Source organism: Streptomyces sp. PL-29, from assembly GCF_058344425.1.
The window spans coordinates 5,412,344-5,424,486 of record NZ_CP136996.1; the positions used below are offsets into that span (position 1 = coordinate 5,412,344).

Consider the following 12,143-nt stretch of genomic DNA (forward strand, 5'->3'; position numbering starts at 1 on the left):
ATGAGCCCATGGGACGCGGCAAGCTCAGGATCTACCTCGGCGCGGCACCCGGCGTGGGCAAGACCCACGCGATGCTCTCCGAGGGGCACCGCAGGACGGAGCGGGGCGCGGACTGCGTCGTGGGCTTCGCCGAGCACCACGGGCGACCGCGCACGCAGGCCGTGCTCCACGGCCTGGAACAGGTCGAGCGCCGGACCCTGGCCCACCGCGGCGCCCCCCTCACCGAGATGGACGTGGACGCGCTCCTCGCCCGCCGCCCGGCCGTCGCGCTGGTGGACGAGCTCGCGCACACCAACGCTCCCGGCTCGCGCAACGCCAAGCGCTGGCAGGACGTGGAGGAGCTGCTGCGCGCCGGCATCGACGTCGTCTCGACCGTCAACATCCAGCACCTGGAGTCGCTCGGGGACGTCGTCGAGTCGATCACCGGGGTGCGGCAGCAGGAGACCGTGCCCGACGAGGTCGTCCGCCGGGCCGACCAGGTCGAACTGGTCGACATGTCCCCGCAGGCGCTGCGCCGGCGCATGGCGCACGGGAACATATACGGGCCCGAGATGATCGACGCGGCGCTCTCCCACCACTTCCGGCCGGGCAACCTCACCGCGCTGCGCGAGCTCGCACTGCTGTGGGTGGCCGACCGGGCGGACGAGTACCTCCAGCAGTACCGGGGCGAGCACGGCATCCCCTCGACCTGGCAGGCACGGGAGCGGATCGTCGTCGGGCTGACCGGCGGCCCGGAGGGGAGCACCCTCATCCGGCGTGCGTCGAGGATGGCGGCCAAGGGCTCGGGCAGCGAGATCCTCGCCGTATACGTCGCCCGCAGCGACGGCCCGACCGCCGCCTCGCCGAAGGAACTCGCGGTTCAGCGCGCCCTGGTCGAGGACGTCGGAGGAACGTTCCATCACGTCATCGGCGACGACATTCCCGACGCCCTGCTGGCCTTCGCACGCGGGGTCAACGCCACCCAGATCGTGCTCGGCTCCAGCCGCCGCCGCCCCTGGCAGTACGTCTTCGGCCCCGGCGTCGGCGCCGGGGTGGCCCGCGACGCCGGCCCCGACCTCGACGTCCACATCGTCACGCACGAAGAGGTCGCCAGGGGGCGCGGCCTGCCCGCCGCCCGCACGGCGGCCCAGCTCGGCCGCAACCGGACCGCGGCCGGCTGGGTCGTGGGAACGGTCCTGCCGTTGCTGCTGTGCCTGTTGCTCACGCACGTCGACGCGGACCTCGGGCTCGCCAACGACATGCTGCTGTTCCTGTCGCTGACGGTGGCCGCCGCGCTGCTGGGAGGGCTCTGGCCGGCCCTCGCCTCCGCAGCGCTCGGCTCGCTGCTGATGAACTACTTCTTCGCGCCCCCGCTGCACCGGTTCACCGTGTCCGACCCCAGGAACATCCTCGCCATCACCGTCTTCTTCGGCGTGGCCGTCTCGGTGGCCTCGGTGGTGGACCTGGCCGCCCGGCGCACCCACCAGGCCGCCCGTCTGCGCGCCGAGTCCGAGATCCTCTCCTTCCTCGCCGGAAGCGTGCTGCGCGGCGAGACCACGCTGGACGCGCTGCTGGAGCGGGTGCGCGAGACCTTCGCCATGGAGTCGGTGGCCCTGCTGGAGCGGACCGGCGACCGGGAGCCCTGGAAGCCGGCCGGCAGCGTCGGCCCCGGTGCGGTGGCCCGGCCCGAGGACGCCGATGTAGACATGCCGATCGGCGACCACATGGCCCTCGCGCTGTCCGGGCGGGTCCTGCCGGCGGAGGACCGCCGGGTGCTCGGCGCCTTCGCCGCCCAGGCGGCCGTGGTCCTGGACCGCCAGCGCCTGGTCGGCGAGGCCGAGGAGGCCCGCAGGCTGGCCGAGGGCAACCGGATCCGCACCGCCCTGCTGGCCGCCGTCAGCCACGACCTGCGCACGCCGCTCGCCTCCATCAAGGCGTCCGTCACCTCGCTGCGCTCCGACGACGTGGAATGGTCCGAGGAAGACCGGGCCGTGCTCCTGGAGGGCATCGAGGACGGCGCCGACCGCCTCGACCACCTGGTGGGCAACCTCCTCGACATGTCACGGCTGCAGACCGGGACGGTCACCCCGCTGATCCGGGAGATCGACCTCGACGAGGTGGTCCCGATGGCGCTGGGCGGCGTACCGGAGGACAGCGTGCTGCTGGACGTGCCCGAGTCGCTGCCGATGGTGGCGGCGGACCCCGGGCTGCTGGAGCGGGCCGTGGCCAACGTCGTGGAGAACGCCGTCAAGTACAGCCCGGCCGGCGAACCGGTGCTGGTGGCGGCCAGCTGCCTCGGCGACCGGGTCGAAATGCGGGTCGTCGACCGTGGGCCGGGCGTCCCCGACGAGGCCAAGGACCGGATCTTCGCCCCCTTCCAGCGGTACGGGGACGCCCCGCGCGGCGCCGGGGTGGGCCTCGGGCTGGCCGTCGCGCGCGGCTTCACCGAGTCCATGAACGGCACCCTCGCGGCCGAGGACACCCCCGGCGGCGGGCTGACCATGGTGCTGACCCTGCGGGCGGTGTCCCGACGGCCTGCCCCGGCCCCGGCCCCGATACCGGTCTCGGGTACGGCCGACGGCGCGGACGGCACGGGCGGCATGGACGGCGCGGACGCCGGGCGCGGCGGGTACGGCGGCGGGCCCGGGGGAGACGCTTCCCGAGCCTCGCGTCCCCCCGGCACGGACCGTGCCGGGCCCCACCACGCCGGCACGGACCGCGCCGGGACCGACCCACTCGACACCGGTCACGACCGTGGCCGGACGACGCGACAGAAGGCAGGACGCCGATGACCCGGGTGCTCGTGGTGGACGACGAGCCGCAGATCGTCCGAGCCCTCGTGATCAATCTGAAGGCGCGCACGTACGAGGTCGACGCCGCCTCCGACGGCGCGAGCGCACTGGAGCTCGCGGCCGCCCGCCACCCCGACGTGGTCGTCCTCGACCTCGGTCTGCCGGACATGGACGGGGTGGAGGTGATCAGGGGGCTGCGCGGCCGGAGCCGCGTGCCGATCCTGGTCCTCTCCGCCCGGCACAGCTCCGACGAGAAGGTGGAGGCCCTGGACGCGGGGGCGGACGACTACGTCACCAAGCCCTTCGGCATGGACGAGCTGCTGGCCAGGCTGCGCGCCGCCGTCCGCCGGGCCGAACCGTCCGCCGGGTCCGGCGCGGACGGCTCGGTCGTGGCGACCGAGGGCTTCACGGTGGACCTGGCCGCCAAGAAGGCGGTGCGCGAGGGGCACGACGTACGGCTGACGCCCACCGAGTGGCACCTGCTGGAGGTCCTGGTCCGCAACGGCGGCAAGCTGGTCGGCCAGAAGCAGCTGCTCCAGGAGGTCTGGGGACCCTCGTACGGCACCGAGACGAACTACCTGAGGGTCTACATGGCCCAGTTGCGGCGCAAGCTGGAGGCGGACCCCTCGCGTCCGCGGCACTTCATCACCGAGCCGGGCATGGGATACCGCTTCGAGAGGTAGTCGGTGCGCCGGTAGGCTTTCCTGTATGAGTGCTGAACCGCGTCCCGGGAGTCCCGCGAAGCCGGCCAGGTCGGCGGGCCGGTTCCGCCGGATGATCGAGCGGCTGTCGACCTCGCAGGAGGAGCTGCATTCGGCGGAGCTGCAGGAGGACGCAGAAGCCGCGGGCTGTACACGGATCTGCGACTGCGACGACCGCCAGATAGTCAAGGTGACCGGCACCCTCCGCACGGTCACCCTGCGCCCCCGGGCCGGCGTCCCGGCCCTGGAGGCTGAGCTGTTCGACGGCTCCGGCGCGCTGGACGTGGTCTGGCTCGGGCGTCGCTCGATCGTGGGAATCGAGCCCGGCCGGCGCATGACCGCTTCCGGACGCATCTCGCTGAGCCACGGCCGTCGGGTGCTGTTCAACCCGAAGTACGAACTCCGACCGCTCGGACAGGAGCAGTAACCGGCGATGCCACTCGACAAACCGACCAACCCGGAGCCCGGCACCGAGCCGTCCGAGGACCAGAAGGCCGTGACACAGGCGGCCCTGTTCGACGCGTTCGGAGGTGTCCGGGGCACCATCGAGACGATGCTCCCCGGGCTGCTCTTCGTGATGATCTACACGGTCAACAAGGACGTGAAGATGTCCGCCATCGCGGCGGGCGCGGTCGCCGTCCTGCTGGTGATCGTGCGGCTGCTGCGCAAGGACACGGTCAAGCACGCCTTCAGCGGGGTGTTCGGCGTGGGCGTGGGCGTGGCCTTCGCCCTGTTCACGGGCAGCGCCAAGGGCTTCTACCTGCCGGGCATGATCTACGGCGTCTGCCTGGGCCTGGCCTTCACGGTCTCGGCGCTGGTGGGCTTCCCGCTGCTGGGCGTGATCCTCGGGCCGGTCTTCAAGGAGAACCTGTCCTGGCGCACCCGTAACCCGGGGCGCAAGAAGGCGTACACCAAGGCGAGCCTGGCGTGGGGGCTGATCTTCCTCGCCAAGTACGCGATCCTCTTCCCGCTGTACTGGTGGGGCGATGCGACACAGTTGGGCTGGGTGCTGATCGCGCTGAAACTCCCGCCGATGGTGCTCGCGGTGTACTTCACCTGGGTCTTCCTGGCGAAGGCGCCGCCGCCGATCGACGTGATCGCGGAGTGGGAGGCCAAGGAGGCCGCCGAGGCTGCGGCCGCCAGGCCGAAGGCCTGATCGGGCGGTACCCGAAGAGCGAGCGGGGCGCGCCCGGCCGGGCGCGCCCCCTTCGCCCGACGAGCGGACCCGCAGGGCTAGCGGCGGGCCTGGAGGAGGTCCTCCAGCTGCTCCTCGCGGGCCTGGGCGGCCACGAACAGGAGCTCGTCGCCCGGCTCCAGGGTCTCCTCGCCGTGCGGCGTCAGCACCCGGTTGCCCCGGATGATCGTGACCAGCGAGGTGTCCTCGGGCCAGCTGATCTCGCTGATCTGCGTACCCGCGACCGAGGAGTCGGCCGGAAGGGTCAGCTCGACCAGGTTGGCGTCGCCATGGCTGAAGCGCAGCAGCCGTACCAGGTCGCCGACGCTCACGGCCTCCTCGACCAGGGCCGACATCAGGCGCGGCGTGGAGACCGCGACGTCCACGCCCCAGGACTCGTTGAAGAGCCACTCGTTCTTCGGGTTGTTGACGCGGGCCACCACGCGCGGCACCCCGTACTCGGTCTTCGCGAGCAGCGAGACGACGAGGTTGACCTTGTCGTCCCCGGTCGCCGCGATGACCACGTTGCAGCGCTGCAGCGCCGCCTCGTCCAGCGAGGTGATCTCGCAGGCGTCGGCCAGCAGCCACTCGGCCTGCGGCACCCGCTCCACCGAGATGGCGGTCGGCGCCTTGTCGACCAGGAGCACCTCGTGGCCGTTCTCCAGCAGCTCGCCCGCGATGGAGCGGCCCACCGCTCCCGCCCCGGCGATCGCGACCCTCATGCGTGTGCCTCCTCAGGCCCCTCGGCGAAGACCGCCTCGACCTTGTCGATCTCGTCCGTGCGCATCATCACGTGGACGAGGTCGCCCTCCTGCAGCACCGTCTGGGAGGTCGGCAGCATGGCCTCGCCCAGCCGGGTGAGGAACGCGACACGCACGCCGGTCTCGTCCTGGATCTTGCTGACCTTGTGGCCGATCCAGGCGGGGGAGGTGTGCACCTCGGCGAGCTGGACGCCGCCGCTCGGGTCCCGCCACAGCGGCTCGGCGCCCGACGGCAGCAGCCGGCGCAGCATCTGGTCGGCGGTCCAGCGCACGGTGGCGACGGTGGGGATGCCCAGACGCTGGTAGACCTCGGCGCGCTTGGGGTCGTAGATGCGCGCGGCGACGTTCTCGACGCCGAACATCTCCCGGGCCACCCGGGCGGCGATGATGTTGGAATTGTCACCACTGCTGACGGCCGCGAACGCGCCCGCGTCCTCGATTCCCGCCTCCCGCAGGGTGTCCTGGTCAAAGCCGACCCCGGTGACGCGGCGGCCGCCGAAACCGGCGCCGAGCCGGCGGAATGCGGTGGGGTCCTGGTCGACGACTGCGACCGTATGACCCTGCTGTTCCAGGGTTTGCGCGAGGGCGGAGCCCACTCTTCCGCAACCCATGATGACGATGTGCACGGCCGTCCTTCCGGCTGTCAGCGACTCGCTGGTTCCCAGCCTCATTGCATGCTCTGGTTAAACAGGGTCTCAGACCACGGCCCAAGCTACACACGGGTGGTCGCCGGTGTGACCCCTCGGGGCTTTCATGGACGTATCCGCAGCACGTTCGTGTCACGTTCGTGGTGCGCTCGGGGAGGAAAAGCAACGGGATGGCGGCATCAGGGGGTGGGGGTTCGTCAGTCTCATTTCGAACGCTTACGATCCTCTGCGTGTCCAAACTGACCGACGTGCCCAAACGGATCCTGATCGGCCGGGCGCTGCGCAGCGACCGCCTCGGGGAAACCCTCCTTCCCAAGCGGATCGCCCTTCCCGTCTTCGCGTCCGACCCTCTCTCCTCGGTGGCCTACGCACCGGGTGAGGTCCTGCTGGTCCTGTCGATCGCGGGCGTCTCGGCCTACCACTACAGCCCCTGGATCGCCCTCGCGGTCGTGGTGCTGATGTTCACGGTGGTGGCCTCCTACCGGCAGAACGTCCACGCCTACCCCAGCGGTGGCGGCGACTACGAGGTGGCCAACACCAACCTCGGGCCCCGGGCCGGCCTGACCGTCGCGAGCGCCCTGCTCGTCGACTACGTCCTGACCGTCGCCGTGTCGATCTCCTCCGGGGTCGAGAACCTCGGCTCCGCGGTGCATTTCGTCATCGAGCACAAGGTGCTCTCGGCGATCGTCATGATCCTTCTGCTCACGCTGATGAACCTGCGCGGCGTGAAGGAGTCCGGCAAGCTCTTCGCGATCCCGACCTACGTCTTCGTCGCCGCGGTCTTCGTCATGATCGGCTGGGGTGCCTGGAAGGGCATCGTCCTCGGCGAGACCATGTCGGCGCCGACGGCCGATTTCGAGATCGAACCAGAACAGAAGGGCCTGGCCGGCTTCGCCATGGTCTTCCTGCTGCTGCGCGCCTTCTCCTCGGGCTGTGCGGCGCTGACCGGCGTCGAGGCGATCAGCAACGGCGTCCCCGCCTTCCGCAAGCCCAAGAGCAAGAACGCCGCGACCACGCTCGCCCTCATGGGCGGCCTGGCGGTCACCATGTTCTGCGGCATCATCGGCCTGGCCATGGCCACCAACGTGCGGATGGCCGAGAACCCGGCCGTGGACCTGCTGCACGACGGCGTCCCGGTCGGCCCCGACTACGTCCAGGACCCGGTGATCTCCCAGGTCGGCGAGGCCGTCTTCGGCAACGGCAGCATCCTCTTCGTCCTGCTGGCCACCGCCACCGCGCTGGTGCTGTTCCTGGCCGCGAACACCGCGTACAACGGCTTCCCGCTGCTCGGCTCGATCCTCGCGCAGGACCGCTACCTGCCGCGCCAGCTGCACACCCGCGGCGACCGGCTCGCCTTCTCCAACGGCATCGTGCTCCTCGCCGGCGCCGCCATCCTGCTCGTCTGGATCTACGACGCGGACTCGACGAAGCTGATCCAGCTCTACATCGTCGGCGTCTTCGTGTCCTTCACGCTGAGCCAGATCGGCATGGTCCGGCACTGGAACCGGCACCTGAGGACGGAACGCGACGTGGCCGCCCGCCGGCGCATGCACCGCTCCCGGGCGATCAACACCTTCGGCGCCTTCTTCACGGGCATGGTTCTGGTCGTCGTCCTGGCCACCAAGTTCACCCATGGCGCCTGGGTCGCCCTGCTCGGCATGGTGATCTTCTACGGCACGATGACGGCGATCCGGAAGCACTACGACCGGGTCTCCGCCGAGATCGCCGCCGCCGAGGGCCCCAGCGACGACAGCGTGCGCCCCTCCCGGGTCCACTCCATCGTCCTGGTCTCCAAGGTGCACAAGCCCACGCTGCGCGCCCTGGCCTTCGCCAAGCTCACCCGCTCGGACACCCTGGAAGCACTCAGCATCAGCGTCGACCAGGCCGAGACCAAGGCCCTGCGCGAGGAGTGGGACCGGCGCAGGATCAACGTCCCGCTCAAGATCCTCGACTCGCCGTACCGCGAGATCACCCGCCCGGTCGTCGAGTACGTCAAGGGCCTGCGCAGCGAGAACCCGCGCGACGCGGTCAGCGTGTACATCCCCGAGTACGTCGTCGGCCGCTGGTGGGAGCACCTGCTGCACAACCAGAGCGCGCTGCGCCTCAAGGGCAGGCTGCTCTTCACCCCCGGTGTGATGGTCACCTCGGTGCCGTACCAGCTCGAATCCTCGGAGCTCGCCAAGCGGAGGGCCAAGAAGCGGCAGGACTGGAACGCGCCGGGCTCGGTGCGCCGCGGTCCCGTGGACACCCCGCGACCGCCGAAGGCGCCGACCGGCAAGGGCTGAGCAGGTTGGTGAACGGCCGGACGAGATCCACGTAAACTGGTGGGTCGGTCGTCCGGCCGTTTCACTTTTGGTCTTTCTTAGCCTTGGAGCCTCCCCGCCATGACGGAGCAGAACGAGAAGCAGTCACTGGTCGGGGAGGAGTACGAGGTCGAGGTCGGACCCGTGGCGCACGGCGGGCACTGCATCGCCCGGACCGCCGAGGGCCGCGTCCTGTTCGTCCGCCACACCCTCCCCGGTGAGAAGGTCGTCGCGAAGGTCACCGAGGGCGACGTCGACTCCCGCTTCCTGCGCGCCGACGCGATCACCGTGCTCGAAGCCTCCAAGGACCGGGTCGAGGCCCCCTGCCCCTACGCGGGCCCCGGCAGGTGCGGCGGCTGCGACTGGCAGCACGCCAAGCCGGGCGCACAGCGCCGGCTCAAGGGCGAGGTCGTCGCCGAACAGCTGAAGCGGCTTGCCGGGCTGACCGCGGAGGAGGCCGGCTGGGACGGCACCGTGATGCCCGCCGAGGGCGACAAGCTGCCGGCCGGGCAGGTGCCGCAGTGGCGCACGCGCGTGCAGTACGCCGTTGACGCCGACGGCACCGTCGGGCTGCGCAAGCACCGCTCGCACGAGATCGAGCCGATCGACCACTGCATGATCGCTGCGCCCGGCGTCAGCGAGCTCGGCATCGAGAAGCAGGACTGGCCCCAGATGGCCACGGTCGAGGCGATCGCCGCATCCGGCTCGGGCGACCGCCAGGTCGTCCTCACCCCTCGCCCCGGTGGTCGCCTCCCGCTCGTCGAACTCGACAAGCCGGTCTCCGTCCTCCGCGTCGAGGAGAAGGACGGCGGCGTCCACCGCGTCCACGGCCGCCCCTTCGTACGGGAGCGCGCGGACGGCCGTACGTACCGCGTCGGCATGGGCGGCTTCTGGCAGGTCCACCCGCAGGCCGCGGACACCCTGATCAAGGCCGTCATGCAGGGCCTGATGCCGCGCAAGGGCGAGATGGCCCTCGACCTGTACTGCGGCGTCGGCATCTTCGCGGGCGCGCTCGCCGAACGCCTCGGCGAAACGGGCGCGGTGCTCGGCATCGAGTCGACGAAGCGCGCGGTGGAGGACGCCCGGCACAACCTTGCGGACTTCCCCCGGGTCCGCATCGAACAGGGCAAGGTCGAGACGGTCCTCCCGAAGACCGGCATCACGGAATGCGACCTGGTCGTCCTGGACCCGCCGCGCGCGGGCGCGGGCAAGCAGACGGTCCGCCACGTGGCCGGCCTCTCGGCCCGCCGCATCGCCTACGTCGCCTGCGACCCGGCGGCCCTGGCCCGCGACCTGGGCTACTTCAGGGAATACGGCTACAAACCCCGCACCCTCCGCGTCTTCGACCTCTTTCCGATGACCCATCATGTCGAGTGCGTCGCGATCCTTGAGCCCGCTGAAAAGGGCCGCTGACCTGCAAGTTTACCGAGTGTACATTATGGGCGTTACGTGCGTTACGGGCGATATCTTGACGCATATCTGACGCACGTGACGCACGTTTGACGCACGAACGGCATGCGTTCTGATGGGCCGTCACCTCTGTCAGGCGGCTGCTGGGCGGAGCCCTTTCCTGTGCGACGGATGGGAGTTTTGAAGCGGCTGGAGCACGGGTTCGAGCTGTTGGGCACCCGAGCCCCATCTGTCTCTCGGTAGTGACGTTCCGTGAAGCCAGGTTGGGTCTCCGGTGCGGCCGCCTCAGGTCCCGAGACCGTCAACTCGCGGTTCGGGCACGCCCATCAGCCGCAGGTGTGCGCTTGGAGAGACCGAGCCCTTCACGCGGGCTATTGCGGAGTCGCTTCACGCGGCTGCTTCGCGTCGGGACTGTCCTGGAGACATGTGCCAGATCCAGCGCGTAGGGCGCTTGCCGACTCCGTATGCCGCAACGGCGCCCGGGCGTTCGGTTCGGTTCCCATACTTCGACGGGTGCACCGGCGCGCGGCGCCGGGGGGCTGAGAAAGGCCGCGGCCGTCTTGCCGCCGCGGCCTCGGGTCTCGTGGGTGGTCAGGACGCCCTGAACAGCTCGTTCTGACGGTCGACGTACGGCTGGAAGAGTGCTGCGGGCCAGTTCGGGTCGATGTCCGAGACGCGCTCGATCACCTTCCACACGCCCTCCCGGCGCTCGAAGCGATCCTGGTATGTGCCGCTCGACACCACCCCTTCGCCGTCCTGCTTCCAGTTGACGCGCCAGCGCCATGACACGGTGGCGACGTCCCCGGCGCCGGTGATCTCGAACCATCCGACCTCGTGGAACCACTTCTCCAGCGGGAACACGCTGTGCGCGTAGTCGTAGAGGTTCTTCAGCTCGTCGGGTCCGGTGAAGGTCTGGCTGCGCAGGTCGTGAACGGTGAAGGTGGCCTCGGGCCAGTACAGGTCCACGTACTTGTCGGCGGACTCGCGGCTCGCGTCGTTGTCGATGCAGCGCTGGTGGAGTGTGAGTTGCTCGAAGATCTCGAACCGGTCTGTAGCGGTGAGGGGCCTTGGCTCTGTCATGTGCTTGCTCTTTCAGGTAGAGGGGTTGCCGAGTCGAGCCGACGTGGTCGGCGTCATAGAGCTGCGAGCGCTTCGTCGCGGGTCACGGCCTTGCCGAGCGCCCCGTACTCGTGGAGGTCGCCGAAGACCTCGATGCGGATCGACTCGTCGATGCCTCCCACCTTGACGGGGTCGAAGCCCGCGGCCGTGATCAGTTCGGCCACCACCCGGCCGGCTGCGTCGTCATCGGTCGCGTAGAAGCCGACTGCGCGTTCGGGCGCCCTGCGGGAGGCGGAAGTCAGGCTTGCGGCCGAGAGGGTGCCGAACGCCTTGACGAGCTTGGCGCCTTCTGGGAGGAGGTCTGCCAGGAGCCGGCCGGTGGATTCTCCTGCTCCGATGGTCTTGACGAAGCCGCCGGCACCGTCTGGTGCGATCGGGTTGGACGGGTCGACCAGGATCTTGTCGGACAGTTTGCCGCCGTACCGGGTGATGAACTCCTTGATCGTGTCCAGCCAGACGGCGAAGACGATCACGTCTGCTTGCTCCATCACCTGCTCTACCGTCAGCGGCGTGGCGTGGCTGCCCAGCGACGTGGCGAGGGACTGCGCGGCCTTGAGGTCACTCCCGGCGATCAGGACGGCTTCGCCGCCCTGGACGAGGTTCGCGGCCAGTCGGCCGCCGATGTTGCCGGTGCCGATGATGGCTGTGGTCATGAAGGACGTTCCTTCGGTACGGGACGAGGCGGGGTTTCGGGGTTGAGCCAGCGGCGGAGCACGCGAGTGACGACGGGCATGGCCACGTAGGTCATCAGCACGCTGAACAGCAGGGCGAAGACGGCGGTTCGTGCCACCTGCGGCAGCACCGTCAAGAAGGGGGCCAGGTACACGCTGCCCAGCAGGGAGATCGGGAAGATGCCGATGGCGGAGCTCACCGCCGTTTTCCACCGGGGCGGAGGAGGCGCCGTCCCGCCGGGTTCGGCGAACCAGGCCTCAAGGCCAGCCAGTTCCCGGCGGGCGACCTCGTGGTGATGCTCCTGGTGTGCGAACAGCTTCTCTCTCACCGGAGACTTGAGCCAGCGCTCCAGCGCTTCGCGGTCCCGGAAGCGGTGGACGACGACCCAGGAGCCGCCGTCATCCACAGGGCGGAAGAGGCCGCCGCCCAGGTTGCCGGGAATGGTGGCTGCTGCTGCCAGGACGTCCCGTGCCCACCGCTGAAACGCTTCCTCGTGGCCGTGCTCGACGATCCGGGCGGCGATCAGGGCCATGTCTCCGCGGGAAGTGAGGACGGTGCTCTCGGCGGGGGCGGTCACGGGACTCC

Annotated in this window: 11 protein-coding genes; 6 read left to right on the forward strand and 5 right to left on the reverse strand. The window is 70.1% G+C overall.

The genetic code is table 11. From position 1 onward, the window contains the following. Nucleotides 1–8 precede the first annotated feature (8 nt). The 4 genes from R4Z63_RS24925 to R4Z63_RS24940 are packed head-to-tail and all read left to right on the forward strand — an operon-like array spanning nt 9 to nt 4,628. A complete protein-coding gene (locus R4Z63_RS24925) occupies nt 9–2,771 on the forward strand; it encodes a DUF4118 domain-containing protein (protein WP_384581569.1) in 2,763 nt (920 codons plus the stop codon). Beyond that, nucleotides 2,768–3,454: a response regulator gene (locus R4Z63_RS24930; RefSeq protein ID WP_384452181.1), complete on the forward strand. Its 687-nt coding sequence runs from the start codon at nt 2,768–2,770 to the stop codon at nt 3,452–3,454. The genes R4Z63_RS24925 and R4Z63_RS24930 overlap by 4 nt, the downstream gene beginning before the upstream one ends. A 25-nt stretch (nt 3,455–3,479) precedes the next feature. After that, nucleotides 3,480–3,899 carry an OB-fold nucleic acid binding domain-containing protein gene (locus R4Z63_RS24935; protein WP_078557123.1) on the forward strand — a complete coding sequence of 140 codons (420 nt, stop codon included), beginning with the start codon at nt 3,480–3,482 and terminating at the stop codon, nt 3,897–3,899. A 6-nt stretch (nt 3,900–3,905) separates the two neighbouring features. Continuing rightward, complete coding sequence (locus tag R4Z63_RS24940) at nt 3,906–4,628, forward strand: DUF3159 domain-containing protein (RefSeq protein WP_037929618.1); 723 nt, start codon at nt 3,906–3,908, stop codon at nt 4,626–4,628. Nucleotides 4,629–4,705: 77 nt separating this feature from the next. On the opposite strand, the gene R4Z63_RS24945 is transcribed toward R4Z63_RS24940, so the two are convergent. Together R4Z63_RS24945 and R4Z63_RS24950 are read right to left on the reverse strand one after the other, a co-directional pair. After that, nucleotides 4,706–5,368, reverse strand: a complete 663-nt coding sequence (locus R4Z63_RS24945; RefSeq protein ID WP_030650639.1) for a potassium channel family protein — start codon at nt 5,366–5,368, stop codon at nt 4,706–4,708. Then, nucleotides 5,365–6,033, reverse strand: a complete 669-nt coding sequence (locus R4Z63_RS24950; protein ID WP_037929616.1) for a potassium channel family protein — start codon at nt 6,031–6,033, stop codon at nt 5,365–5,367. The genes R4Z63_RS24945 and R4Z63_RS24950 overlap by 4 nt, the downstream gene beginning before the upstream one ends. A gap of 251 nt (nt 6,034–6,284) precedes the next feature. Here R4Z63_RS24950 and R4Z63_RS24955 point away from each other — a divergent pair, with 251 nt between their 5' ends. Both R4Z63_RS24955 and R4Z63_RS24960 read left to right on the forward strand, forming a co-directional pair. Then, entirely contained in the window at nt 6,285–8,339 is a 2,055-nt protein-coding gene (locus tag R4Z63_RS24955) for an APC family permease (RefSeq protein WP_384452175.1), read from the forward strand. Nucleotides 8,340–8,438: 99 nt separating this feature from the next. Continuing rightward, nucleotides 8,439–9,770 carry a class I SAM-dependent RNA methyltransferase gene (locus R4Z63_RS24960; protein WP_384452173.1) on the forward strand — a complete coding sequence of 444 codons (1,332 nt, stop codon included), beginning with the start codon at nt 8,439–8,441 and terminating at the stop codon, nt 9,768–9,770. 588 nt (nt 9,771–10,358) lie between these two features. Here R4Z63_RS24960 and R4Z63_RS24965 read toward each other — a convergent pair. The 3 genes from R4Z63_RS24965 to R4Z63_RS24975 are packed head-to-tail and all read right to left on the reverse strand — an operon-like array spanning nt 10,359 to nt 12,135. Next, nucleotides 10,359–10,847, reverse strand: a complete 489-nt coding sequence (locus R4Z63_RS24965; protein ID WP_384452170.1) for a nuclear transport factor 2 family protein — start codon at nt 10,845–10,847, stop codon at nt 10,359–10,361. Nucleotides 10,848–10,900: 53 nt separating this feature from the next. After that, nucleotides 10,901–11,539, reverse strand: coding sequence for an NADPH-dependent F420 reductase (locus tag R4Z63_RS24970; RefSeq protein WP_384452167.1), 639 nt, complete (start codon nt 11,537–11,539; stop codon nt 10,901–10,903). Then, the gene (locus tag R4Z63_RS24975) at nt 11,536–12,135 is read right to left on the reverse strand and encodes an antibiotic biosynthesis monooxygenase (protein WP_384452164.1); all 600 of its coding nucleotides are present in this window, start codon (nt 12,133–12,135) and stop codon (nt 11,536–11,538) included. Before R4Z63_RS24975 ends, R4Z63_RS24970 begins: the two co-directional genes overlap by 4 nt. Between the last annotated feature and the right edge of the window lie 8 nt (nt 12,136–12,143).

Bases quoted from the DNA above. Each gene is read 5' to 3' on its own strand.
- R4Z63_RS24925 (WP_384581569.1), top strand. From the start codon at position 9: ATGGGACGCGGCAAGCTCAGGATCTACCTCGGCGCGGCACCCGGCGTG.
- R4Z63_RS24930 (WP_384452181.1), top strand. From the start codon at position 2,768: ATGACCCGGGTGCTCGTGGTGGACGACGAGCCGCAGATCGTCCGAGCC.
- R4Z63_RS24935 (WP_078557123.1), top strand. From the start codon at position 3,480: ATGAGTGCTGAACCGCGTCCCGGGAGTCCCGCGAAGCCGGCCAGGTCG.
- R4Z63_RS24940 (WP_037929618.1), top strand. From the start codon at position 3,906: ATGCCACTCGACAAACCGACCAACCCGGAGCCCGGCACCGAGCCGTCC.
- R4Z63_RS24945 (WP_030650639.1), bottom strand. From the start codon at position 5,368: ATGAGGGTCGCGATCGCCGGGGCGGGAGCGGTGGGCCGCTCCATCGCG.
- R4Z63_RS24960 (WP_384452173.1), top strand. From the start codon at position 8,439: ATGACGGAGCAGAACGAGAAGCAGTCACTGGTCGGGGAGGAGTACGAG.
- R4Z63_RS24965 (WP_384452170.1), bottom strand. From the start codon at position 10,847: ATGACAGAGCCAAGGCCCCTCACCGCTACAGACCGGTTCGAGATCTTC.
- R4Z63_RS24970 (WP_384452167.1), bottom strand. From the start codon at position 11,539: ATGACCACAGCCATCATCGGCACCGGCAACATCGGCGGCCGACTGGCC.